The sequence below is a fragment of the Ideonella sp. genome (assembly GCF_044358605.1).
In the GTDB taxonomy this organism is placed as follows: domain Bacteria; phylum Pseudomonadota; class Gammaproteobacteria; order Burkholderiales; family Burkholderiaceae_C; genus Ideonella.
The window spans coordinates 87,047-111,575 of the sequence record NZ_JBIKNQ010000001.1 but is presented as its reverse complement, the minus strand read 5'-3'; the positions used below and the strand labels follow the sequence as shown (position 1 = coordinate 111,575).

Sequence of the window (24,529 nt, the reverse complement as noted above, 5' to 3'; positions counted from 1 at the left end):
GGGTCAGTCAAGCAGAGCAGAGATCTCCGCCACGATCAACTCGGGCTGCTCATGAATGATCCAGTGGCTGGCGCCCGCCACGCGCCGCAGAGACATCTGCGGCACGAAGCGCTCCAGGCCCTGCAGCAGGCCCACCGGCAAGGCCGCATCGGCCTCGCCCCAGACCACACGCGTGGGGCAGCGCACCGTCACCGCCTCGTCAGGCAATTGCACCTGCCAAATGGGGTCTTGCTCGGACAAAGGTGGCCGCAGCGGCGAGGCGCGGTACCAGTGCAGAGAGGTCTCCAAACTCTGCGACCACACGGCCCGGTACTGCTGGCGCATCGTTGGCGTCAACCAGTCGCTGCACGAGGGGCTCATGCCCTCAAAAAAGTCCCACAGTCCCTGGAAGTCGTGGGCCGCTAGGCGGGCCGCCATATCGGGCTCACACAGACGGTTCATGTAGGCGCTGGCGGCCTGCTGAGCCGGGTCGTGCTTGAGGGCGTGCAAGAACACCCTAGGGTGCGGTGAGTTGATGATGAGCAGGCGCTTCAACAGATCAGGCCGTTGGGCCGCCAAATTCCAGGCCAAGGCGCCGCCCCAGTCGTGGGCCACCAGCAGGTCCAGCGAGCCGCCCATGGCCTCGATCAGCGCCGCCACGTCGGCCACCAAAGCACGGGGTCGATAGGCGGCAAGCTCGGTAGGCGCGCTGGAGTCGGCAAAACCCCGCAAATTGGGGGCCCACAGCAGCGCCCGGTCCGCTAAACGCTGCTGGACGGGCTGCCAAATGAATCCGGCTTCTGGGAAGCCATGCAAGAGCAGCACGCGGGGCTGGCCCACCGAGCCCGCCTGATGGCAGGTCAGCGTGATGCCATGGGGTAAAGCCACTGGCTGGGTGCTGATCATGCGGGGCTCCTGCTCACCACGCCACGCGGCGCGGGGTGAGTATCAGCCGCCCCACATGCAGCCTGATGTCAAGTGGGGGACACGGGGTCCGCCGCGGCCGGCTCGGGCGCCGCCGCAGCCGGGTGCGTCCAGTCATACAGCGTGGTGGCCATGTCGTCCAAGCCAATCCGCTTGGGGGCCGAGAACAACAGCATGCTCACATCTGCCGCCTCGGTGGTCAGCTCACCCAACACCGTAGAAGCTCCCTCCAAAGAGGCCTGCTGCTCCTTGCGGTTGAGCTTGTCGGCCTTGGTCAGTGCGACCAGCAACTTGACCTCGCCATTGGCCACGCGCGGTGCCACAAACTCCAGCAGTTGGCGGTCCAGCGGTGTGAAGCCCAGGCGGCTGTCCACCAGCAAAACCACGCCACCCAGATTGCGGCGGATCAGCAAATAGTCCGCCATCACCTGCTGCCAGCGCAACTTGGCATTGCGTTCCACCGTGGCATAGCCGTAGCCGGGCAAGTCAGCCAAATAGGCATCCGGCTCGTCTTTAGGCCCTAAGGCAAACAGGTTGATGTGCTGGGTGCGCCCGGGCGTCTTGGAGGCGAACGCCAACTGGCGACGCTGCGCCAAAGCATTGATGGCAGTGGATTTACCGGCGTTACTGCGGCCCACAAAGGCAATTTCCACCAGGTCGCCCTGGGGGAGTTGGTCCAGCTTGCTGGCCGTGGTGAGGAAGCGGGCGTTGTGCGCCCAAGCGAGGGCTGTGCGGGCGTCTTGCGACACGGCGGCAGCATTGCGAGAAGATTCGGCCATGGAGCATTGTAAAATCTGTCGGTTAAGCGAAATGCAGGGCCATCCGTCTATTTGCAGATGGCCGCACAAATCCCGCGCTGTTTCACGCACCCACTTACGCTGAAGGCCCTTCGAGATGACGTCTCTTGCCACCCGCGCACCCCGCTCCCTGATCGGCGCAAGCACGGTCGCTTTGCTCGCCAGCCTGACCATGGCCCAAGCCTTTGCGGCCGATGCCAAGGCTCCAGCCAAGCCTGATCTGGCCCGTGGCCAAGAGATTGCAACCCAAGCGTGTGTGGCCTGCCACACCGCCGACGGCTCGCGCGGCAGCCCAGCCAATCCCATTTTGGCCGGCCAGCACGCTGATTACCTGACCAAGCAATTGCTGGAGTTCAAGTCAGGCAAGCGCGCCAACCCCGTGATGAGCGGCTTGGCCGCCCCGTTGACAGAAGCGGACATGAAGAACGTGGCCGCTTTTTACGCGTCCAAGACCGCCAAACCCGGCGCCGCCAAGAACAAAGACACCGTTTTGTTGGGCGAAAAGATCTACCGCGGCGGCATCGCTGCCAAGCAAGTGCCAGCCTGCGCAGGTTGCCACAGCCCCAATGGCTCAGGCATTCCGGCTCAATATCCCCGCCTGAGCGGCCAGCATGGTGACTACGTAGAGGCCCAAATGGTGGCATTCCGCCAAGGCACTCGCAACAACAGCACTCAAATGACCACTATTGCGGCCAAGATGAGCGACAAAGAAATCAAGGCTGTGTCGGACTACATCGCCGGCTTGCGCTGACCCTGCCACCGGCGGGCCTCCTGACCGGGGCTGAAGCCGGACTTAACACACCTCAAAGGGCTGGTCATTGACCAGCCCTTTTCCATGTTGGGCCACTTGGCCCGGATAATCCGCGCCATGACGACTGCGACATCGACCCCGACCCACCCAGAATCCCGCCTTGGCCGAGATGTGCTGGAGCTGCTGGCCTCGATGCGCTTTGCCATCTCGCTGCTGTGCATCATCTGCATTGCCTCGGTGATCGGTACCGTGGTGCGGCAAAACGAGCCCTACAACAACTATGTCAACCAGTTCGGGCCGTTCTGGGCGGAGGTGTTCGCCAAGTTCGACCTCTACACGGTCTACAGCGCCACCTGGTTCTTGGTGATCTTGGCTTTCTTGGTGATCTCCACCAGCCTGTGCATCGTCCGCAACGCGCCCAAGATCCTGGCCGATCTGCGCAGCTACAAAGAACACATCCGGGAACAATCCCTGCGCGCCTTCCACCACCGCGCCGAAGGCAGTGTGCCGCTCGACCGCGCGGGCACCCTGGCCCACCTGACGGGCGTCTTGGCCGCCCGCGGCTGGCAGGCCAAAGCCCAGGTGCGCGACACCGGCACCATGGTGGCCGCACGCAAAGGCAGCGCCAACAAACTGGGCTATCTGGCCGCACACTCGGCCATTGTCTTGATTTGCTTGGGCGGCCTGCTGGACGGCAACCTGATCGTCCAAGCCCAAATGTGGTGGCAGGGCAAGAGCGTGTTTGAAGGCGGCGGCATGATCCGCGATGTGCCGGACAAGCACCGCCTCTCCGAGAACAACCCCACCTTCCGAGGCAATCTGTTCGTGTCGGAGGGCACACGCGCCGGCATCGCGGTGCTGTCCACCCCAGACGGCTCGGTGCTGCAAGACTTGCCCTTTGATGTCGAGCTGAAGAAGTTCAAGGTGGAGTATTACGACACCGGCATGCCCAAGCTGTTTGCCAGCGACGTGATCATCCACGACCGCGACACGGGCGCCAGCACCCCGGCGACCATCAAGGTCAACGAGCCCACCCACCATCGCGGCATCGCCATCTACCAAAGCAGCTTTGACGACGGCGGCTCCTTGGTCAAGCTCAAGGGCTTGCCGCTCAATGGCAGCACTGAGCCCTTGGCGCTGGAGTTGCGCGTCGGCGAGAGCACCCAACTGAGCAAAGGCGCGGAGACCTTGGGGCTGGAACTTACCGGCCTGAAGGTCATCAACGTCGAGAACATGAGCGCGACGGGCTCGGCCACTGAGAGCACCGATGTGCGCAAGGTCGACCTGACAGACAGCCTCAACAAGCACCTGGGCTCGGGTGCCAAGGGCGACCGCAACAAGACCCTGCGCAATGTCGGGCCTGCCGTGACCTACAAGCTGGTGGACGCCGCCGGCCAGCGCCGTGAGTTCCACAACTACATGGTGCCGGTGGAGTTGGACGGCCAGCGCCTTTATCTCTTTGGCGTGCGCGAAAACGTCAACGAGGCCTTCCGCTACTTGCGCATCCCGGTGGATGAGCAAGGCGACATCGCGGGCTGGGTGCGCCTGCGTCAGGCCTTGATGGACCCGGCCCTGCGCGACAAAGCCGCCCAGCGCTTTGCCGCCATCGCCACACCGCCCAACAACCCGCAAATGGCTGAGCAACTGCGCCAAAGCTCGCGCCGCGCCCTGGCCTTGTTTGCGGGCCAAGATGCCTCGGTCAAGAAAGACGCGCCCGGCGGCTTGGCAGCCTTGAGCCAATACATAGAAGCCACCGTGCCTGAGGCCGAGCGCTCGAAGTTCTCGGAGGTGCTGCTGCGCATCCTCAACAGCTCGCTGTTCGAGCTGAACCAAACTGCACGCGAGCGTGACGGCCTCAAGCCCCTGGAAGCCAGCGACGACACCTCCCGCTTCATGACCCAGGCGGTGATGTCCATCTCGGACAGCTTCTTCTACCCCGCGCCCATGGTTCTGCAGCTCGACAACTTCGAGCAAGTGCAGGCCAGCGTCTTCCAAGTGGCCCGCGCACCGGGCAAGACCCTGGTCTACCTGGGCGCCATTTTGCTGATCGTCGGCGTCATCATGATGCTGTATGTGCGTGAGCGCCGCTTGTGGATCTGGCTCACCGACACCCCTGACAAAGCCACCCAGGTGCTGACCGCGCTGTCCACGCCGCGCCGCACCCTGGACGCTGATGCTGAATTCGAGGCCCTGCGCCAAGAGATTTTGGCCCCCGGTCTGAAGACCCAAGCTGCACACGGAGACTCTGCATGACCACCACCACCATGACCCTCGGGCGGCCCAGTCCCTGGGCTCGCATCGGCCTGTCAGAGGCCTTGTTTGCGCTGCTGATCATTGGCGGCGCCGGCTATGCCTTCAGCCGCTATGGCAAATCCATGGACGGCTATGAGCTGGGCATTCTGGCCTGCGCCGTGCCCAGCTTGATTGCGCTGGGTTGGTTCTGGAAGCCCTTGCGCGCCTTGACCGTGGTGGTCGGCGCTGCCAGCCTCTTGGCCATCAACCTGTATGTGCGCCAGACCGACAGTTTTGGCGCCGACCTGGCCGCCGCAGAAAACGTCTTCCTCCTGAAGTACATGCTCTCCAGCCAGAGTGCGATTCTCTGGATGGGCGTGCTGTTCTACATGAGCACCATCTCGTACTGGATCGGCTTTGCACGGTCTGGTCCCAAGGCCGATGGTGCCGCCCTGCGCATTGGCTCCGGCTTGGCCTGGGGTGCGGTGATCATGGCCCTGATCGGCACCTTTGTGCGCTGGTTTGAAAGCCATCAAATTGCCCCGGACATCGGGCACATTCCCGTCAGCAATCTCTACGAAGTCTTCGTCATGTTTTGCTGGATGACCACCCTGTTCTACCTCTACTACGAGCAGCGCTACCAGCAGCGCAGCTTGGGCGCCTTTGTGATGCTCATCATCAGCGCCGCCGTGTCCTTTTTGCTCTGGTACACGGTCACCCGCGGCGCGCAAGAAATCCAGCCCCTGGTGCCCGCGCTGCAAAGCTGGTGGATGAAGATCCACGTGCCGGCTAACTTTGTGGGCTATGGCACTTTTGCCGTGGCCGCGATGGTGGGCCTGGCCTATGTGCTCAAGAGCGCCAGCCGCAACGCCCTGCTGACGGGCTTGGTCTATGTCCCGGGCAGCATTCTGCTGGCCCTGGGCGCGTACTGGCTGCTGGGCAGCCCAGACGCGGGCATGCAGACGGCTGTGGTCAAAACCGCCCGCCTGCTGGGTGGCCTGATCGTCATGTTTGGCCTGATGATTGCGCTGCGCGGCCCCATCAATGCCCGTTCGCCCTCCTTGGAGCTGATGGACGACCTGATGTACCGCGCCATCGCCGTGGGCTTTGCCTTCTTCACCATCGCCACGGTGTTGGGCGCCTTTTGGGCCGCTGAGGCCTGGGGCGGCTACTGGAGCTGGGACCCCAAAGAAACCTGGGCCCTGATCGTCTGGCTGAACTACGCCGCCTGGCTGCACATGCGGCTCATGAAGGGCCTGCGCGGCGCGGCTTCGGCCTGGTGGGCCTTGGTCGGCTTGGTCATCACCACATTTGCCTTCCTGGGGGTCAACATGTTCCTCTCAGGCTTGCACTCCTACGGCGAGCTCTGAGGCAACGCCGCAAACTGAAAAACAGCCCGGCCCCTGCTGGGCTGTTTTGCTTTTCAGCCTGGCACTTTGGGCCTACAGTCTGGCCATGCCCTACATCAGCCGTGACTCCAGTGGCGCCATCGCCAGCCTGCACCGAGACGCCCCCGAGCCCTCGGCCGAGTTTCTGCCTGACAGGGCGCCCGAAGTGCGCGCCTTCCTGGGCATTGACGATGAGGCCGAAGAGTTCGCCAAGCTGGACGCAGGCTTTGTGCGCGTGCTGGAAGACGTGATCGACACGCTCATCGCCAAGCACATCATCAACATCACCGACCTGCCCTCAGAGGCCCAGGCCAAGCTCTTCTCGCGCAAGAGCTTCCGCGAGCGCCGGGGCAGCCAGGCCCTCAGCCTGTTTGGTGATTTCGACCCCACCTTCCCCTCGGGCAACAGCGAGTAAACCTCGCCTTTGGGCCTGCCCTTCGGGCGCTAAGGCCCGAAGACGCGTAAGGTTTTGCCGGATGGATCGACTCACTGTTACGCTGAGTCGAAAGAGCGCATGCGCCCGCACGCTCAGCACCTTTGCCTCCACCGGACCTTGCCATGCACCTGCTGAAATCGCACCGCTTCAACCACACCCCAAGCTCTGAGATCACGCCGCCCGAGGTCTACCACGGCCGCCGAGAGTGGCTGCAGCATCTGGCCCTGGGGGCGGCAGGCACCGCACTGGCGGGATGGGCCGCGCGTGAGGCCCATGCCCAAGTCGCCGCGCCGGGCAAGCTGGCACGCTTGCCCGCTGCCCGCAGCGCCGTGGCCGGCGCCCAGGTGATGGACAAACCCACCGCCTATGGCGACGTCACCAGCTACAACAACTTCTATGAATTCGGCACCGACAAAGCCGACCCCGCCCGCAACGCCCACACGCTGAAACCTCGGCCCTGGACGGTGACGGTCGAAGGCGAATGCAAGCGCCCCCAAACCTTTGACCTCGACGCTCTGCTCAAGCTGGCGCCCATGGAAGAGCGGATCTACCGCCTGCGCTGTGTGGAGGGCTGGTCCATGGTCATCCCCTGGGTGGGTTGGTCCCTGGCCGAGCTGATCAAAAAAATCGAGCCTACCGGCAATGCCAAGTATGTGCAGTTCATCACCTTGGCTGATAAGGCGCAGATGCCCGGCATCCGCTCCAGCGTGCTGGACTGGCCCTACACCGAAGGCCTGCGCCTAGACGAAGCCCTGCACCCCCTGACCCTGCTGGCCTTTGGCCTCTACGGCGAGGTGCTGCCCAACCAAAACGGCGCGCCCGTGCGTCTGGTGGTGCCCTGGAAGTACGGCTTCAAGAGCGCCAAGTCCATTGTCAAGATCCGCCTGGTCGAGAAGCAACCCCTCAGCAGTTGGGAGCGGGCGGCCGCGCAAGAGTACGGCTTCTTCTCCAACGTCAACCCCGCCGTGGACCACCCGCGCTGGAGCCAAGCCTCAGAGCGCCGCATTGGTGAAGACGGCTTGTTCGCCAAAAAGCGTCCGACCCTGATGTTCAATGGCTACGAGGCCCAAGTCGGCCAGCTGTATGCCGGCATGGACCTGAAAAAGTTCTATTGAAATGACCGCCCGCAGCGCGCTGAAGGCCAGGCCTCACGGCGGCGGGCCTGCGCCCACTCGCCCACCGGCGTCGCCCTTCTTGTCCATGAACAAACTCCTGCTCCACCCCCTGGCCAAGCCCGTGCTGTGGCTGGCCCTGGCCTCGCCCTTGGCGTGGCTGGTCTGGGGCGCGGCGCAAAACACCCTGGGCGCCAACCCCGCCGAGGCCCTGATCCGCGCCCTAGGCGACTGGACCTTGCGCCTCCTGGTGCTGACCCTGGCCATCACCCCGGTGCGGCACTGGACGGGCTGGCACGCGCTGGCACGCTTTCGGCGCAATCTGGGCGTGGCCGCCTTTCTCTACGCCACCCTGCACTGGCTGGCTTATGCCTGGCTAGACCAAGGGCTCGATGTCGCCGCACTCTGGCAAGACGTGCTCAAGCGCCCCTTCATCCTGGTGGGCACCCTGGCTTGGCTGATGCTTGTGCCCCTGGCCGCCACCTCCTTCAATGCAGCCATGAAGGCCCTCGGCGGCCGCGCCTGGCAACGCCTGCACCAACTCAGCTACGCCATCATCCTCTTGGGCCTGCTGCACTTCTTCTGGATGCGCGCCGGCAAGCAAGACTTTGCCGAAGTTGCGGTGTATGCGGCGGTGGTGGCGGTGCTGCTGGGGTGGCGGCTGAAGCGGTCACAAAGCCGCTGAGTGAACATCAGCCATTCGTGCGACTTCATTGAGGGGAAGCCACCGCCTTGACATCTGAATAGCCGCTCTCGCCTGATAGAGTTCTGGCACCGCAAAAAGGTGATCAAAACAATGAACTCAGGAGAGAGAACCATGGCCGTCCCACGTGTCAGCGACGAGTACGTGACCCTCGTCACCGGAACCACCGTCTTCGGCACCTTGGCCATGTTGCTGGCCAATGATGCCGACCCAGAGGGTGGTCTGCTGGAGGTAGTGCAAATCGGGCCAGCCACTCATGGCATCTTGAGCCAAGACTCCGCCGGCAACCTCAGCTACACCCCGGTACCAGGCTATACCGGCGCCGACGAATTCACCTACCTCGTCCGAAATGAGCGTGGCGAATTGAGCCAGGGCAAGGTCCACTTGACCATCGTGGCTGCCACTGATGCACCGCCAGTCGTCCAGGATGAGCAGGTCTCCGTGCTGGCCGGCACACCCGTGTCCGGCCACGAGAACGATTTGCTGGCCAACGACGTCGACCCCCAAGGCGGCGCGCTCAAGATCGTGAGCATCGGCGAGGCCCAACATGGCACCTTGACCCGCGACTCCACCGGGCAGCTGACCTACGTGGCCGGCAAGGATTTCGTCGGCCAAGAAGTCATCAGCTACACCGTCGAAAATGCCCAAGGCCTGCGCTCGGAAGGCAAGCTGATCATCAATGTGGCGGCGCCCGTCAACTCAGCTCCGGTTGTGCAAGATGAGTGGATCACCATTGAAACGGGGACGACCGTCACCGGAACGGTGGACCAACTTCTCGCCAACGACACGGACCCGGACGGTGAATCCCTGACGGTTGAATTGGGCAGCTTATTGTCGGCGGGCATCCTCACGCAACTGCCCGATGGCCGCATCCAGTTCACGGCACCTGAGCGCTTTGGCGGTGACACCGGCTCACCTACACCGTCAGCGATGGCAAGGGGGGCACGGCCACCGCAACGGTTCACATCCATGTGGTGGACTCATCCAACACCGCCCCCGTGGCGCAAGATGATGTGATCCACGTGTATGCGGGACAGGCCATAGGTTCACTGGTGCTCAACAACGATCGAGACGCCGATGGGGATCTCATTTCCGTCATGAGCTTGGGGAAGCCCGCCCTTGGAACGGCCTCCATCGCCACCAACGGCGGTATGTGGATTGATTACCGCGCCCCGGAAAAGGTCGATGACCGAACGATCACGGGATTCAGCTACACCATCTCGGACGGCCGTGGCGGCACCAGTGAGGCTTGGTGCCAAGTCATCATCGAACCCCACCCTACACAGCCATTGATCTTGCTGCCAAGCAGCGATACCGGGGACTCAGACGATGACGGCGTGACCGCCGACAACAGGCCCAAATTGCAACTCCCGGTGGATGCGTTCATCACTGGCCAGTCGGTGTTGCTGATCGTCAACGGCGTGCTTGTCGGCTTTGACTGGGTGGACGTGAAGCAAGGCATTGTTCAGGTTCGGGCTCCCTTGCCAGATGGTGAATGCCAGATTGCCTACGGTTTCAGCACTTGGCACGGTTCGTTTCCAAGCGTCATTTCGCCTGTCCTCACCATCCAGGTCGACACTGGCGCAGAACCTCCCGGGCCTGCTCCCGTACTCCTGCCTGAATTTGATGATGGCGGCCAGGGCAGCGCGCTGATCATTGGCCAAAGTGCTCGACCGGTGTTCGACATCGGCCGCTTGGGCACGGATGAAACCGCCCGCCTCTATGTCGATGGCAAGCTGGTGAGCTCCAGCTACAACGCCCAAACGGGCCAGCTCCAAATGGAGCAGGCTTTCAGTCCCAACCTTCAGAACCACGCTTGCCAAGACCACCAAGTTGCTTGGACGCGGGTCAATCAGCACGGGGTGGAGTCTGCGTTGTCGGCCAGCACGGTGGTCGGTGTGGTGGCCTCTTGGCGGCCTGAACGACTGGACCTCTTGGACCGAGATGATGAAGGCATCAGCAACACCGATGGCCTGACCCGAGTCAACACCCCTCGCTTTTTTGTGGGGCACCCTCCGCTGCCAGATGGTTACAGCCTCGGATTGATGGTGGATGGTCAAGTCGTAGCCAGCCAATGGGACGCCGCCTCGGGCTTGATTCAAGTCTCCACGCCATTGAGCGACGGTGAGCATCGCATCGTGGTGGGCGCCGTGAAGGGCAATGAATTCGCACCGATGCTGTACGAGGAGCGCCTGACCATCGACACCCAGGGTCCGGTTCAGTTCCCACTGCCGCCACTACGCTTAGACGCGGCTTCAGATCTGGGCTATCAGGGTGACAACCTGACCTGCATCAACAAGCCCTCGATGTTCCATCCGGAATTGATCGTCGGTGGCAGGGGTCACGCGTCGGCACAGTTGTTCGTGGACGGCGTGGCTGTGGACTCGGTGTGGGACAAACAAAAGGGCACCTTAACTCCGGTGAACCCACTCACCGATGGGCGGCATTCCTTCAACTTCTACGTGAGCGACTCGGCAGGTAACAACAGCGCAAAGGCCTGGGCGAATTTGGAAGTTGACATCGACACACGGGTTCCTGATGTGATCCCTCCAAAGCCTCAACTCGGCGCCTTCAGCGACAGCGGTCCTACATGGGTCGCCTCCCCTGCCCACTCCGACTACCCTCGCGGATGGTCGGACGACAATGTCACAAACTCCCATTCACAACTCGAGTTTGTCGTTTCACCTTCCAACACCTCGAGCGCGGAATTGGTGATTGACGGACAGATGGTCGCATCGATGCGCAGCTATTGGGACCTTGAGGGCACACGGCTTTCACCCCTCATCGACCTGCAGGATGGCTGGCACGATGTGGCCGTTCGGTACCGTAGTGCTTCAGGCGCTTTGTCAGAGGCCTCAGAGAGCCTGCGCATCTTGATCGACAACACCCGGCCTGATGCACCGACTGCGGCCCCTTCGCTCCGGGCCATCGATGACGACGGCATCCGTTCTGACGATGGCATCACCAGCATCAAGCGGCCAGAGTTTCTCTTTGCAGCGCCGCCGGAGGGCCACTTTGTGAGTCTATGGGTCGATGGGGTACCGGTCGTATCCACGCTCAGCGCCGATGGCAGCACCGTCAAACCCTACTACGAATTGAGCCTCGGTCGGCACGAGGTGATGATCACCTACAGCGACCTCGCGGGGAACGAGTCGCCACTTTCCAAGGCCATCAGCATCTCAATCGTGGAACCTGTGGCCTTGAATGACTTGATCCAAGACACCAACCTGTTTGCCCAGGCCGACACCTCAACCCAGCTTGAGGCCGCCGCCACGCTACCAGGCCAAAGCTCGCTTGAGCTGCTGAGCTTTGCGGCAGCAGAGAAAGTTCATGTCTGGCGGGGCGTCGAGGACGCTGTGTGGCTGGCGGCCTGACGTCCCCCACAGGGCCGCTCAGTGGCCCGCAAAGTCCAACAGCGTGAACAGCGGCAAGCCCGCCGCCTTGAGGCGGGCTGAGCCGCCCAGTTCGGGCAAATCGACAATGGCGGCACCTTCGGTGACGATGGCGCCCAGCTTCTCCAGCAGCTTTTTGCCGGCCATCATGGTGCCACCGGTGGCGATGAGGTCGTCGATCAGCAGCACGCGGTCGCCGGGCTTGACGGCGTCGGTGTGCAGCTCGACGGTGGCGCTTCCGTATTCCAGCTCGTAGGTCTCTTCCACGGTGGTGAAGGGCAGCTTGCCTTTCTTGCGGATGGGCACAAAGCCCAGCGCCAGCTCATAGGCCAGCACCGAGCCGATGATGAAGCCGCGCGCGTCCAGCCCGGCCACCACCGTGGGGCGCAGGGCCGGGTCCATGTAGCGGTGCACAAAGCTGTCGATCAGCACCCTGAACACTTTCGGGTCCTGCAGCAGCGGGGTGATGTCGCGAAACTGGATGCCCGGCTCGGGCCAATCCGGCACGGTGCGGATGTGGTCACGCAAATAACGTTCGATGTCCATGTCTTGATCCTTTCAACCTAGATCCGGCAGTTGGGCGTGGCCGAGGGGCTGCCGAGGCAGGGTTCTGGCTAGGCGAGAGCGCCTGCTGGACTCTCTGTCCAGCAGGTGGGAGCAACGACGCCGGGAGCCTGAAGCGGCAGCCCAGCGGCCACGCAGCGTGGTCACCTCATGGGTGACAGACGTCGTGAGCACAAGCGGTTGATGCCACAGAGATTTCATGCGGAACAGAGCGGTCAACTGCCGGATCTAGGTTCAACGCGCCAGCACTGGCTTCAACGCCACGCCCGTGTGGGTGCCCAGCTTCACCAAGGTCTCAGGCGTGCCCGCGCACACCACCCGGCCACCGCCGGTGCCACCCTCGGGCCCCAGGTCCAGTACCCAGTCGGCCTCGGCGATCACGTCTAAATCATGCTCGATCACCACCACGCTGTGGCCGCCATCGACCAAGCGGTGCAGCACATGGATGAGCCGCTCCACGTCGGCCATGTGCAGGCCCACGGTGGGCTCGTCCAGCACATAAAGCGTGTGCGGCGGCTTCTGGCCGCGCCTTGTGATGTCGTCCCTCACCTTGGAGAGTTCGGTCACTAATTTAATGCGTTGCGCCTCGCCGCCACTCAGCGTGGGGCTGGGCTGGCCCAGCGTCAAATAACCCAGGCCCACGTCCTTGAGCAATTGCAGCGGGTGGGCGATGGTGGGCATGGAGGCAAAGAAGTCCACCGCCTCGTCCACCTCCATGTTCAGCACGTCGCCAATGCTTTTGCCACGCCAGGTGACGGCCAGAGTCTCGGCATTGAAGCGCTGGCCGTGGCAGACATCGCAAGGCACTTTCACATCGGGCAAAAAGCTCATCTCGATGGTGCGCATGCCTTGCCCCTCGCAGGCCGGGCAGCGGCCCTGGCCGGTGTTGAAGGAGAAGCGCGCGGCCGTGTAACCCCGGGCCTTGGCCTCCAGGGTTTCGGTGAAGAGCTTGCGGATGGTGTCCCAAAACCCGATGTAGGTGGCGGGGCAAGAGCGCGGAGTTTTGCCAATCGGCGTTTGGTCCACCTCCAGCACCCGGTCCACCGTGCCCCAGCCCGTCAGGCTGCTGCAGCCGCTCAGCAGCACCGAGGCTGCGGCGCTCTCGTCCGGCTTGCGGCCCTTGGCCGCCACCAACGCGGCCACATTGGCCAGCAGCACATCCCGCGCCAAGGTCGATTTGCCCGAGCCCGACACGCCCGTCACCACGACCAGGCGTTGCAGCGGCACGGCCACGTCCACCTGCTGCAGGTTGTGCAAGTGGGCGCCGCTGAGTTGCATGGCCGGCGTCTCGGTGCTCACCTCGCGCCGTGCATGCAAAGGGTGTTTGAGCGGATGCTGCAAGAAGCGCCCGGTCAGCGACGCAGGGTTGGCGGCCACTTCGACGGGGCTGCCTTGGGCCACCACTTCGCCACCCCGGCGGCCCGCGCCGGGGCCAATGTCGATGAGATGGTCGGCACGGCGAATGGTGTCTTCGTCGTGCTCCACCACCACCAGGGTGTTGCCCTGGTCGCTCAGGCGCTGCAAGGCCTTGAGCAAGATGGTGTTGTCACGCGCATGCAAGCCAATGGTGGGCTCGTCCAGCACATAGCAAACGCCCTGCAAATTGCTGCCCAACTGCGCGGCCAGGCGGATGCGCTGCGCCTCGCCACCCGACAAGGTGGGCGCGGCGCGGTCCAGCGTCAAATAGCTCAGGCCCACTTCTTCGAGGAACTCCAAGCGCCCTTGGATCTCGGTGATCACATCCCGCGCAATGCCCGCGTCTCGGCCTTCCAAGTGAAGAGACGCCACCCAGGCGCGGGCTTCTTGCACCGACCAGGCCGCCACTTCATGGATGCCTTTGCCATTGAAGCTCACGCCCCGCGCCGCAGGGTTCAGGCGGGCGCCGTGGCAGTCGGGGCAGGGTTCGCCGGCAATGCCTTCGACTTCGGGCTCTTCGGCCGCAAAGCTTTGTTCCCGACCTTTGTTGTCGTCGTCGCGCACGCTGTCGTCAAAGGCCTTGCGTTGTTCCCGCGTCAGCGCCAAGCCGGTGCCCACGCAGGTGCCACACCAACCGTGCTTGGAGTTGTAGCTGAACATGCGCGGGTCCAGCTCGGGGTAGCTGGTGCCGCACTGCGGGCAGGCCCGCTTGGTGGAGAAGACCTTGACCTCGCCCAAGCCCGCCGTGCTGGCCCCTGCGGCCAGCTTGCCCGCCAAGCCATCCAGCGGCGAGAGCAGGTGCATCACGCCCTTGCCCACATCCAGCGCCAGTGCCAGCAGATGGCGCAACTCGGCCTCGTTCTCGGAGCGCACTTGCAGGTCGCCCACGGGCAGCTCCAGCGTGTGCTCCTTGAAGCGGTCCAGCTTGGGCCAAGGCGCCACCGCGGTGAACTCGCCATCCACGCGCAAATGCGTGTAGCCCTTGCCCTTGGCCCATTTGGCCAGGTCGGTGTAGAGGCCCTTGCGGTTGACCACCAGGGGTGCGAGCAAGCCGATGTGCTGGCCTTTGTGGTCGCGCAGGATCTGCGCCGCAATGCTCTCCACCGACTGCGGGCGCACGGGTGCGCCGTCATGCACGCAGTGTTGCAGGCCCAGCTTGACCCAGAGCAGGCGCAAGAAGTGCCAGACCTCGGTGGTGGTAGCCACCGTGCTCTTGCGGCCCCCGCGTGAGAGCCTCTGCTCAATGGCCACCGTGGGCGGGATGCCCCAGACCGCGTCCACCTCGGGCCGCCCAGCCGGCTGCACGATGGAGCGGGCATAGGCGTTCAGGCTTTCCAGATAGCGGCGCTGGCCCTCGTTGAACAGGATGTCAAACGCCAAGGTCGATTTGCCCGACCCCGACACGCCCGTGACCACCGTGAACTTGCCGCGCGGGATGTCCACGTTCAGGGCTTTGAGGTTGTGCTCGCGGGCGTTGACGATGCGGATCGCGTCGTCGGCCACCGCACGCTCGCGCACCACGGCGCCCAGGTAGGCGCCCTCCGGCGTTTTCTCGGCCGCGTGGAGTGCGCCGTCGTACTCTCGCAGCGCCTTGCCGGTGTGCGAGGTGGGGTGCTCGCGCATGGCCTCGGGCGTGCCTTCAGCCACCAGGGCGCCGCCTTCGTCACCGCCCTCAGGCCCCAGGTCGATCAGCCAGTCAGCCGCGCGGATCACGTCCAGGTTGTGCTCAATCACCAGCAGCGAATGCCCCGCCTCCAGCAGCTTGCGCAGCGCGCGCATCAACTTGGCAATGTCGTCAAAGTGCAGGCCGGTGGTGGGCTCGTCAAACACATAGAGCACGCCCTTCTTGGCCACGGCTTGGCGCGGCCAAGCTGCCGCCTCGGCCAAGAAGCCGGCCAGCTTCAGCCGCTGGGCTTCACCGCCCGACAGCGTGGGCACGGGCTGCCCCAGGCGCACATAGTCCAGGCCCACATCCACAATGGGTTGCAGGGTGCGCAGCACTTCGCGGTCGGCCGCAAAGGCCTTCACCGCTTCAGAGACCGTCAGGTCCAACACATCGGCGATAGACAGGCTGCGATCCCCGCGCTCGATCTTGACCTCCAGCAGCTCCGCCCGATAGCGGCGGCCGTCGCAGTCGGGGCAGCGCAGGTAGACGTCGGAGAGGAACTGCATCTCCACATGCTCAAAGCCCGAGCCCCCGCAGGTGGGGCAGCGGCCATCGCCCGCATTGAAGCTGAACATGCCGGCCGTGTAGTTGCGCTCTTGGGCCAGCGGTGCCACGGCAAAGAGCTTGCGGATCTCGTCAAACGCGCCCACATAGCTGGCCGGGTTGGAGCGGGCCGTCTTGCCAATCGGGCTTTGGTCCACAAACACCGCATCCGCCAGGTGGTCGGCACCCAGCAATTGGTCAAAGCTGCCCGGCGTTTCGGTGGCATGACCAAAGTGGCGGAACAGCGCGGGCACCAGCACGTCTTGCACCAAGGTGCTCTTGCCCGAGCCGGACACGCCCGTCACCACCGTCAGCCGCTGCAGCGGGAAGGCCACGTTCAAGTTGCGCAGGTTGTTTTGGCGCGCGCCCTGCAAGATCAGCTTGGGCGTGGCCTCATCGACAAAGCGCTTGAAACCCAAACCCACCACCTTGCGCGCGCCCAGGTAGGCGCCGGTCAGGGTGTCGGCATCGCGGGCAGCTTCGGGGCTGCCGTCAAACACAATCTGGCCGCCCTTCTCGCCCGGGCCTGGGCCCATGTCGATCAGGCGGTCGCCGGCCAGCATCACGGCCGGGTCGTGCTCCACCACCACCAAGGTATTGCCGGCATCGCGCAGGCGGTGCATGGCCTGCACGATGCGGCTCATGTCGCGCGGGTGCAGGCCAATGCTGGGCTCGTCCAGCACAAACAAGGTGTTGACCAGCGAGGTGCCCAAGGCCGTGGTCAGGTTGATGCGCTGCACCTCGCCGCCGCTCAGGGTGCGGCTTTGGCGGTCCAGTGTCAGATAGCCCAGGCCCACGTCGCAGAGGTATTTGATGCGGGTGCGCACCTCTTCTAACAACAACTTCAGGGCCTCGTCGCGCAACACATCGGGCAGCGTCAATTCATCGAAGAAGCGACGCAGGCGGCTGATGGGCAGCAGCATCAAGTCGTGCAGGTTCAAGCCGGGCAAGGCCTGCAACTGCTCCGCAGTCCAGGTGGCGCCCAGCGGCAGCTTGCGCTGCTCGGGCGGCAGCACCGCGTCGGCATTGGCTTTGGAGCCCAAGCGCCACAGCAAGGCTTCGAGCTTGAGCCGTGCCCCGCCACAACTGCCACAGGGCGTGTAGCTGCGGTACTTGGACAGCAGCACCCGGATGTGCATCTTGTAGGCCTTGCTCTCCAGGTACTCGAAGAAGCGGCGCACGCCGTACCACTGCTTGTTCCAGTTGCCTGTCCAGTTGGGCGAGCCTTCCAGCACCCACTCGCGCTGGGCGGCCGTGAGCTGGGCCCAAGGCGTATCGCGCGGAATGCCGGCCTCGCCCGCGTACTTCACCAGGTCGTCCTGGCACTCCTTCCAGGCCGGGGTTTGCAGGGGCTTGATGGCGCCGTTGCGCAGGGTCTTGCGCGCGTCGGGGATCACCAGGCCAAAGTCCACCCCGATCACCCGGCCAAAGCCCCGGCAGGTCTCGCAGGCGCCATAGGCCGAGTTGAAGCTGAACAAGGCGGGTTGCGGCTCGCCGTAGCGCAGGTCGCTCTCGGGGCAGTGCAGGCCGGTGGAGTAACGCCAGAGATCGGTGGCATCGCCTTCACCCAAGGCATAGACGGTGAGGCGGCCCTGGCCGCGCTTCAGGCACAGCTCAATGGCCTCCATCACCCGCACGCGCTCGGCATTGCCAAGGCGGAAGCGATCCGCCACCACGTCCAGCACTTTTTTGTCCCCCACCACGCGCTCAGCCTGCACCCGCGCAAAGCCGCTGGCCTGCAGCCATTGCTCCAATTGCTCGGCCGTGGTGTTGGCGGGCAGCTCCACCGCAAAGGTGAAGATCAAACGCGGATCTTGCGCTTCTGAAGCACGCGCCTGCAGATCCGCATAAATGGTTTCCGGCGTGTCATGCCGCACCGGCAAGGCGGTTTTCTGATCAAACAACTGTGCCGCCCGCGCAAACAGCAGCTTGAGGTGGTCGTTCAGCTCCGTCATCGTGCCCACGGTGGAGCGGCTGGTGCGCACCGGGTTGGTCTGGTCGATGGCAATCGCCGGGGGCACGCCGTCCACCTTGTCCACCGCCGGGCGGTCCATGCGGTCCAAGAACTGCCGCGCATAGGCCGAGAAGGTCTCGACATAGCGCCGCTGGCCCTCGGCATACAGGGTGTCAAACACCAGGCTAGACTTGCCCGAGCCGCTGGGGCCGGTGACCACGGTCATCTCACCCGTGCGGATGTCCAGGTCCAGGTTCTTCAGGTTGTGCTGACGAGCACCACGTATACAGATCAGGCCAGAGGACATAGCAGGGGTTTTGGCGGAGTGGAACTTGCTATGTTGACACGTTCCTGCAGGCCTTCGCCACGGGCTGGCCGGATTCCCTTTGGCCCCTGCCAGCAAGCTTGACAAGCTACTGATACTATGTGGTTTATTTTGTGACTGCACAGTTCAATATGCCCAACACGCTGCTCAAACGCCTCTCAACCCTGTGGGCCCTGGCGTCGGCCCTCTGGCTGGTGGGTTGTGCCTCCACCACCCCGCCCGAAGGCATTGCGGCAGTCACGCCGTTTGAGTTGGCGCGCTACCAAGGCCGCTGGCATGAAGCGGCCCGGCTGGACCACAGTTTTGAGCGCGGCATGACGGACGTCAGCGCCACCTATACCCCCCAGCCCGACGGCAGCGTGCGGGTGCTAAACCGGGGCTTTGACGCAGCCAAAGGCGGCTGGCGCGAGGCCGAAGGCCGGGCTGTCTTCATCGGCGCGCCCACCACGGGCTCTTTGAAGGTTTCGTTCTTTGGCCCCTTCTACGGCGGCTACCACGTGGCCGCCCTGGACCCGGACTACCGCTGGTCCATCGTGGTGGGGCCGGACCGCAGCTATGCCTGGATCTTGACGCGCGACCCGCGCATCAGCCCTGCGCTCAAGCAAGACCTGACCAACCGCATCAAAGCCCTGGGCATTGCGCCCGAGGCGCTGATCTGGGTCAGCCACGATAGGCAAGACCCCAAGCCCTGAGCGCCATGAAGTCCTTACCCGACGGCTACCGAGCCCTCGTCATCGGCGCCAGCGGAGCTATTGGCAGCGCCTTTGTGGCGGCCCTGCAAGCCGACCCCCGCTGCGGCCAGGTCATCGGCCTGCACCGGCGCTCTGAGCCCGCGCTGGACCTGGACGACGAAGCCAGCGTGGCCCGGGCCGCGCAGCGGCTTCAAGCCCAAGGGCCTATTCATCTCATCGTGCATGCGGCCGGTGTGCTGCACACCGCAGCGGGCATGCCTGAAAAGCGCCTGGCCCAACTGAACTACCGCCAGATGAGCGAGGTGTTTCGCATCAACACTTTCGGCCCCGGCCTGGTGCTGGCGCACTTTGCGCCGCTGCTGTGCCGCGAGCGCGGTGTGATGGCCCTGCTCTCGGCCAAGGTCGGCAGCATTGGCGACAACCGGCTGGGCGGCTGGTACAGCTACCGCGCGTCCAAGGCGGCGCTGAACATGCTCGTCAAGACGGCCGCCATTGAGGTGCAACGCAGCCAGCCCCAGGCCGTGCTGGTGGCGGTGCACCCCGGCACCGTCAGCTCGGGCCTCTCGGCCCCCTTCAAGGGCGGTGAGATCGGCCGCCCGGCCACAGCCGCCGTGGCCGACATGCTGGCGGTGCTGGATGGCCTGCGGCCTGAGCAATCCGGCGGCTTCTTCGCCTATGACGGCCAGGCCCTGCCCTGGTGAGGCTGCGCCATGAGCTACAGCGTGGTGTGGTTCAAGCGCGACCTGCGGGTGCACGACCACGCCCCCTTGCTGCAGGCTGCCGCCCAAGGCCCGGTGCTGTGCCTGGCGGTGGTGGAGCCTGAACTCTGGGCCCAAGAGGACGCGGCCCTGCAGCACCATGTGTTTTGGCAAGAGTCTGTGATGGACTTGAGCCGCCAGTTGGCACGCTGCGGCGTCAGCCTGCAAGTGGCCGTGGGCGACGTGGTGGAGGTGCTGGGCCGGCTGCGTGCTGCGCAGCCCTTCAGCGCTTTGTATGCGCATGAAGAAACCGGCAATGCCTTCACCTACGCCCGAGACCGCGCCGTGGCCCGCTGGTGCCGCGCCATGGGCGTGGCCTGGCATGAGATGCCCCAGCACGGGGTGGTGCGCGCACTTCGAGACCGCAACACCTGGGCCGCCCGCTGGCAACAGCATATGGGCCAGCCCACTTTGCCCGCCCCCGCACCCGGCAGCTTGCGCGGCCCTGGCCTGCCCTGGGGCAGCAGCGCTTGGCCCGCGCCCGAAGCCTTGGGCCTGGCCCCCACTCTGCCGCCTGCGCGACAGTTGGGCGGGCGGCGAGAGGCGCTCAAGGTCTTAACTGAATTTTTAAGTGATCGCTGTGGTGAATATCGCGGCGGCATCTCCTCGCCCCTGTCTGCTCCCAGCGCTTGCTCGCGCCTCTCGCCCTATTTGGCGCAGGGCTGCCTGGGCATGCGCGAGGTGGTGCAAGCCACGCACCGGCGCATGACCCAACTAGCGCTGACCAGCGGACCAGAGGCCGCCCGGGCCCAGCGCCAGCAGCGCGGTTTGCAGGGCTTCATCAGCCGGCTGCACTGGCATTGCCACTTCATCCAAAAATTGGAGTCTGAGCCGGAGCTGGAATGGCGCAACCTGCACCGAGGCTATGACGGCCTGCGCGAGGAGCAGGCCGACCCCGCACGCTTGCACGCGCTGATGAACGGCCGCACCGGCTGGCCCCTGGTGGATGCCTGCGTGGCCATGCTGCACCATACCGGCTGGCTGAACTTTCGGATGCGGGCAATGCTGGTGTCGGTGGCCAGCTACCCGCTGTGGCTGCACTGGCGCCCCGTCGGCCTGTGGCTGGCGCGCGAGTTCTTGGATTACGAACCCGGCATCCACTGGAGCCAAATGCAAATGCAGGCCGGCACCACCGGCATCAACACCACGCGCGTCTACAACCCCATCAAGCAAGCGCAAGACCACGACCCCCACGGCCACTTTGTGCGGCGCTGGCTACCTGCCCTGCGCCGCGTGCCCGACACCTGGCTGCTAGAGCCCTGGCGCATGCCAGAGGCCGTGCAAGCCCACTGCGGCGTGCGCGTGGGCGTGGACATCCCCGTGCCGCTGGTCGACCTGGCCCAAGCCACCCGCGAGGCCAAAGCCCGCGTGCATGCCTTGCGGGCCCAGCCCGCCGTGCGTGCAGCACGCAGCGCCATCGTCGACAAACACGGCTCGCGCGGCCCGCTGCGCGACCGCCTAGACGCCGCGCCAGGCACCCGCCGCCGTCGCAGCAAAAGCAGCCCGTCGCCTGCGGAGCCGACTCAACAGACCCTAGATCTATGACTACGCTTCCAAATCATTCGGGTCCAGGCGCGAAGCCGAAGACAGTGCAGTAGCACGGCGAGGCGAAGCAACAACGACACGGATGATTTAGAAGTGGAATGAACATGAGCATGAGGAAGAAGGCTGATTTGCCGCAAAAGCCCTGCGCCCACTGCGGCCTGCCCATGGTCTGGCGTAAAAAGTGGGCGCAGGTGTGGGCCGAAGTGAAGTTCTGCTCTGAGCGCTGCCGCCGAGCCCGCCGCAGCACCGAGCCGCAGCCATGAGCCCGCGCCGCCCCAACCCCGCCCACACCCTGCGCTTGGTGCTGGGCGACCAGCTCAACCCCTTGCACTCGTGGTTCGAGCAGGTCGATGCGGGCGTGGTCTATGTGCTGATGGAAGTGCGCCAAGAGACCGACTATGTGCGCCACCACGCGCAAAAAGTGCTGGCCATCTTGGCTGCCATGCGCGACTTTGCCCAGCAGCTGCGCACCGCAGGCCACCGCGTTCGCTATGTGGCCCTGGACGACCCCAGCAACCGCCAGACCCTGCCCGACAACCTGGCCGCGCTGATGCAGGCCTACGCCGCCAGCCACTTTGAGTATCAGGCCCCGGATGAATGGCGGCTGGACGCCCAACTCAAGGCCTGGTGCGCAGCACAAACGCACACCAGCGCCATGGTCAGCAGCGAGCACTTTTACACCGAACGTGAGGACGTGTCCGCACTGTTCAAAGGCCGCCAGCGCTGGCTGATGGAGACCTTCTACCGCCAGATGCGACAGCGGCACGGCGTGCTGTTGGATGCCCAGCGCCAGCCCGAGGGCGGCCGCTGGAACTTTGACCACGACAACCGCAAACCCTGGCCCGGCCACCCCAGCCCGCCGCCCGACAGCCGCCCCAACCACGACCACAGTGCGCTGTGGCAGACCGTGGTGCAAGCCGGTGTGCAGACCCTGGGCCAGGCCCAGGCCGAGGCCCTGCGCTGGCCCCTGAACCGCACCGAAGCCCTGGCCCAACTGCAGGCCTTCATCACCCACACCCTGCCCCACTTTGGCGACTATGAAGACGCCATGAGCAGCCAGAGCCCGAGGCTCTTTCATTCCCTGCTGTCCTTCGCGCTCAACACCAAAATGATGAACCCGCGCGAGGTGGTGCAAGCCGCCGAAGCCGCGTGGCGCGCCGGGGCCGCCCCCCTGGCCGCCACCGAAGGTTTCATCCGCCAAGTGCTGGGCTGGCGCGAGTTTGTGCGCGGCCTCTACTGGGCCCACATGCCGGGCTACGAGCAGCGCAACGCCCTGGGCCACCACACCGCCCTGCCCGACTGGTTTTGGACCGGCCACACCCAGATGCGCTGCCTGCGCATCGCCATCAGCCAGTCGCTAGAAACCGCCTACGCCCACCACATCCAGCGCCTGATGGTGATCGGCAACTTCTGCCTGCTCGCGGGCATAGACCCTGCGGCCGTGCACCAGTGGTACCTGGGCATCTACATCGACGCCTTCGAGTGGGTGGAGCTGCCCAACACCGTGGGCATGAGCCAGTTTGCCGACGGCGGCCTGCTGGCCACCAAGCCCTATGTCGCCAGCGCCGCCTACATCCACCGCATGAGCGACTACTGCCAAGGCTGCGCCTACCAGCGCCAAGCCCGCACCGGCGACAAAGCCTGCCCCTTCAACGCGCTGTATTGGGACTTTTTTGAGCAGCACCGCGAGCGGTTTGCCCACAATCCGCGCTTGAGCATGGTGCTGCGGCAGTGGGAGAAGTTTGGGGCGGAGGAGCGGGTGGCGATTTCGGAGCGGGCTGAAAGGCTGCGGGCGGGTCTGAGCGAGCTGTAGGGGCTTGGGCAGGTCGGCTCATCGGCACACAACGAAAACCACTGATGACAGTGGCAGGCCCCATCGGCACAAAGCCAAACCGGCGATAGACAGGCTCTGCACCCAAGCTGGAGTACACAGTGAACTCACCTTCTTCGCCACGAAGGGTTTGAGCATGCGCCAGGGCTGCCGCCCACAAGGCACTGCCGATCCCTCTGCCTTGGCTGGCGGCATGCACAAAGAACTGGCCGATGTAGCTCAGGTCTTTCACCATGAGCATGCCGCGCACCTCGTCCTCCACCTCGGCCAGCATGTAAAAGCGGTCTGAACGGGCCATGACTTGCGCAAACGCTGCCGGCTCCATGCTCTGATAGAAGGCCACCGCGTCGTCCCCCTGAGGGTCCACCAAGAGCGCATCGGCGAGCCCACAAACCAGCGCAGAAATCTCTGGCGCATCCGTAGGGTCGGCCAAGCGAATATGGACCTCCGGGCGACTTTGGACTGAGGCGGCGGCGACCTGCGCAGGCTTGCCTGCTCCACCTCTTAGCTCCAATGCCTCCAGCACCCGCCCGAGCCGCGCCTCAACCGACTGATCGCCCTCCAATCGCAGCACCGGGCAAGTGCGGGTTTCCAGCCACGCAAGATGTTTAGCCAAGCTGCGCCCCTCAGAAGGGCCTGTGTCATAGGCTGCCGCCCAGGCCAGAAAGGCCGGGTCTGCGTGGCCGAACCGCGCTGTCTCGCGCTGTCGCAAACGTTCAATGCGCAGCGCAGTGGGCAAGGTCAAGAACACCACCAAATCGAAGGCGTCTTCGACCTCCGCACCCCAGCCGACCACCGAGCCGCTCATCACCACAGGGCCAGGGCCACTCAAGGCCTCTCTGACCCTATCCAGCCGTTCAGAGGCTGGCCGTTTGCTCACAAAAGGAGGTGTGGTGGGCAACCAATAGCAGTCATCACCATCCAGATGACGCGCGGACAAGGCCTTTGCCAAGGCTGTGCCCAAGGTGGTGGTGCCACTGCCCGAGGCGCCGGTGATGAGGATTCGCATGGAGGCCGTCAGTTCGAATCTAAGGATTCACTGGATGCATCGCCGGGGCCGCGTAGACCGATACAGTTTCCCCAAGGGTCACGTACCTGGCACATGTAAAGGCCACCTTCTATCTGCATGGGGCCACGATACAAGGTGGCGCCCAAGCTTTGCATACGGGCCAGCGCAACAGGGAGGGATTCGACCTGCCAGTACACCACCGAGCCAGCCGCTCCAGAAGATACCTTGACATCGGCTGGCACGACCTCAATGCATACAGCCCCCACCATGAGGTACTCGACATCGAACTCGGCGACATGATGTCGCTTCGCACCCGGAAAGGCGCGTTCATACCAAGCAAGGCCGACCTTGGGATCGGACACATGCACCATGATTGCAACAACGGTTGGCGGCGAGATGGACTTCATGCGATTTAACGTATGACTTTAGTCTGCGTGGTATAGAAACCACCTAGGCTCGGGCCAGCGGCACTGCGAGATGCCCGATTGCTTGAGGAGGCTCTCGGCCTACTG

18 protein-coding genes and 1 pseudogene are annotated in these 24,529 nt (G+C 64.3%); 13 read left to right on the top strand and 6 right to left on the bottom strand.

Annotated features, from left to right (window positions below; translation table 11 throughout):
* Positions 1–3: 3 nt before the first annotated feature.
* Both ACIQ3Q_RS00515 and yihA read right to left on the bottom strand, forming a co-directional pair.
* Positions 4–885, bottom strand: coding sequence for an alpha/beta fold hydrolase (locus ACIQ3Q_RS00515; RefSeq protein WP_396266989.1), 882 nt, complete (start codon positions 883–885; stop codon positions 4–6).
* 68 nt (positions 886–953) lie between these two features.
* A complete protein-coding gene (yihA, locus tag ACIQ3Q_RS00510) occupies positions 954–1,682 on the bottom strand; it encodes a ribosome biogenesis GTP-binding protein YihA/YsxC (protein ID WP_396266988.1) in 729 nt (242 codons plus the stop codon).
* A 115-nt stretch (positions 1,683–1,797) separates the two neighbouring features.
* On the opposite strand from yihA, the gene ACIQ3Q_RS00505 reads away from it, so the two are divergent.
* From ACIQ3Q_RS00505 to ACIQ3Q_RS00470, 8 genes are all read left to right on the top strand, one after another.
* Positions 1,798–2,451 carry a c-type cytochrome gene (locus tag ACIQ3Q_RS00505; protein WP_396266987.1) on the top strand — a complete coding sequence of 218 codons (654 nt, stop codon included), beginning with the start codon at positions 1,798–1,800 and terminating at the stop codon, positions 2,449–2,451.
* 117 nt (positions 2,452–2,568) lie between these two features.
* Positions 2,569–4,704: a cytochrome c biogenesis protein ResB gene (locus tag ACIQ3Q_RS00500; RefSeq protein ID WP_396266986.1), complete on the top strand. Its 2,136-nt coding sequence runs from the start codon at positions 2,569–2,571 to the stop codon at positions 4,702–4,704.
* On the top strand, positions 4,701–6,053 hold the full coding sequence (ccsB, locus tag ACIQ3Q_RS00495; RefSeq protein ID WP_396266985.1) for a c-type cytochrome biogenesis protein CcsB: 1,353 nt from the start codon (positions 4,701–4,703) through the stop codon (positions 6,051–6,053). The genes ACIQ3Q_RS00500 and ccsB overlap by 4 nt, the downstream gene beginning before the upstream one ends.
* Before the next feature lie 85 nt (positions 6,054–6,138).
* Positions 6,139–6,486, top strand: coding sequence for a hypothetical protein (locus ACIQ3Q_RS00490; RefSeq protein WP_396266984.1), 348 nt, complete (start codon positions 6,139–6,141; stop codon positions 6,484–6,486).
* A gap of 143 nt (positions 6,487–6,629) precedes the next feature.
* A complete protein-coding gene (gene msrP / locus ACIQ3Q_RS00485; RefSeq protein WP_396266983.1) occupies positions 6,630–7,622 on the top strand; it encodes a protein-methionine-sulfoxide reductase catalytic subunit MsrP in 993 nt (330 codons plus the stop codon).
* 85 nt (positions 7,623–7,707) lie between these two features.
* Positions 7,708–8,304 (top strand): sulfite oxidase heme-binding subunit YedZ, encoded by a 597-nt coding sequence (locus ACIQ3Q_RS00480; RefSeq protein ID WP_396266982.1) that lies wholly within the window; start codon positions 7,708–7,710, stop codon positions 8,302–8,304.
* Positions 8,305–8,436: 132 nt separating this feature from the next.
* Positions 8,437–9,339, top strand: coding sequence for an Ig-like domain-containing protein (locus ACIQ3Q_RS00475; RefSeq protein WP_396266981.1), 903 nt, complete (start codon positions 8,437–8,439; stop codon positions 9,337–9,339).
* On the top strand, positions 9,297–11,696 hold the full coding sequence (locus ACIQ3Q_RS00470; protein WP_396266980.1) for an Ig-like domain-containing protein: 2,400 nt from the start codon (positions 9,297–9,299) through the stop codon (positions 11,694–11,696). Before ACIQ3Q_RS00475 ends, ACIQ3Q_RS00470 begins: the two co-directional genes overlap by 43 nt.
* A gap of 18 nt (positions 11,697–11,714) precedes the next feature.
* Here ACIQ3Q_RS00470 and ACIQ3Q_RS00465 read toward each other — a convergent pair whose 3' ends face one another.
* Both ACIQ3Q_RS00465 and uvrA read right to left on the bottom strand, forming a co-directional pair.
* A complete protein-coding gene (locus tag ACIQ3Q_RS00465) occupies positions 11,715–12,260 on the bottom strand; it encodes an adenine phosphoribosyltransferase (RefSeq protein WP_396266979.1) in 546 nt (181 codons plus the stop codon).
* 252 nt (positions 12,261–12,512) lie between these two features.
* Positions 12,513–18,164: an excinuclease ABC subunit UvrA gene (uvrA, locus tag ACIQ3Q_RS00460; protein ID WP_396266978.1), complete on the bottom strand. Its 5,652-nt coding sequence runs from the start codon at positions 18,162–18,164 to the stop codon at positions 12,513–12,515.
* 149 nt (positions 18,165–18,313) lie between these two features.
* On the opposite strand from uvrA, the gene ACIQ3Q_RS00455 reads away from it, so the two are divergent.
* The 5 genes from ACIQ3Q_RS00455 (at position 18,314) to ACIQ3Q_RS00435 (ending at position 22,990) form a co-directional block, all read left to right on the top strand.
* Positions 18,314–18,874 (top strand): lipocalin family protein, encoded by a 561-nt coding sequence (locus tag ACIQ3Q_RS00455; RefSeq protein WP_396266977.1) that lies wholly within the window; start codon positions 18,314–18,316, stop codon positions 18,872–18,874.
* A gap of 5 nt (positions 18,875–18,879) precedes the next feature.
* Positions 18,880–19,575, top strand: a complete 696-nt coding sequence (locus ACIQ3Q_RS00450) for an SDR family NAD(P)-dependent oxidoreductase (RefSeq protein ID WP_396266976.1) — start codon at positions 18,880–18,882, stop codon at positions 19,573–19,575.
* Positions 19,576–19,584: 9 nt separating this feature from the next.
* Positions 19,585–21,177, top strand: a complete 1,593-nt coding sequence (locus ACIQ3Q_RS00445) for a deoxyribodipyrimidine photo-lyase/cryptochrome family protein (protein ID WP_396266975.1) — start codon at positions 19,585–19,587, stop codon at positions 21,175–21,177.
* Positions 21,178–21,281: 104 nt separating this feature from the next.
* The gene (locus ACIQ3Q_RS00440) at positions 21,282–21,440 is read left to right on the top strand and encodes a DUF2256 domain-containing protein (RefSeq protein ID WP_396266974.1); all 159 of its coding nucleotides are present in this window, start codon (positions 21,282–21,284) and stop codon (positions 21,438–21,440) included.
* Positions 21,437–22,990, top strand: a complete 1,554-nt coding sequence (locus ACIQ3Q_RS00435; protein WP_396266973.1) for a cryptochrome/photolyase family protein — start codon at positions 21,437–21,439, stop codon at positions 22,988–22,990. Before ACIQ3Q_RS00440 ends, ACIQ3Q_RS00435 begins: the two co-directional genes overlap by 4 nt.
* A 28-nt stretch (positions 22,991–23,018) precedes the next feature.
* On the opposite strand, the pseudogene ACIQ3Q_RS00430 reads toward ACIQ3Q_RS00435, so the two are convergent.
* Together ACIQ3Q_RS00430 and ACIQ3Q_RS00425 are read right to left on the bottom strand one after the other, a co-directional pair.
* A pseudogene (locus tag ACIQ3Q_RS00430) lies at positions 23,019–24,017 on the bottom strand (GNAT family N-acetyltransferase); the annotation flags it as partial.
* 8 nt (positions 24,018–24,025) lie between these two features.
* Positions 24,026–24,424: a VOC family protein gene (locus ACIQ3Q_RS00425; protein WP_396266972.1), complete on the bottom strand. Its 399-nt coding sequence runs from the start codon at positions 24,422–24,424 to the stop codon at positions 24,026–24,028.
* Positions 24,425–24,529 lie beyond the last annotated feature (105 nt).